This window comes from Stenotrophomonas sp. SrG, assembly GCF_050031795.1.
In the GTDB taxonomy this organism is placed as follows: domain Bacteria; phylum Pseudomonadota; class Gammaproteobacteria; order Xanthomonadales; family Xanthomonadaceae; genus Stenotrophomonas; species Stenotrophomonas rhizophila_A.
This window is the reverse complement of record NZ_JBNBBE010001067.1, coordinates 1-240: the sequence shown is the minus strand read 5'-3', so window position 1 is coordinate 240 and position 240 is coordinate 1. Positions and strand designations below refer to the sequence as shown.

The following is a 240-nucleotide window of genomic DNA, read 5'->3' as shown; positions in this document are numbered from 1 at the left end:
CGCGCATGTGTGCCTTTGCTCCGACATTTAGCTTAGCTTTACCTGCATGGCGCGCGTGCAGGGCGTGCACCCTGAAGGCCCGTTCATCTGCGCCGTGCGCCTGGGTGCGCAGCCGCCGCTGGTGGTGGAAGCCACGCTGGAGGATGTGCGACGCCTGCTCGCCATCGCACCGATCAAGGTGCTGACCCTGGCACCGGTAATCGGGCAGCACCTTGCATTGATCCCCGCATTTTTCAGGGT

At 63.8% G+C, this 240-nt stretch carries 1 pseudogene; it reads left to right on the top strand.

What is annotated here, in order from left to right:
• Positions 1-46 precede the first annotated feature (46 nt).
• A pseudogene (locus ACQG3P_RS22750) lies at positions 47-240 on the top strand (N-acetylglucosamine-6-phosphate deacetylase); the annotation flags it as partial.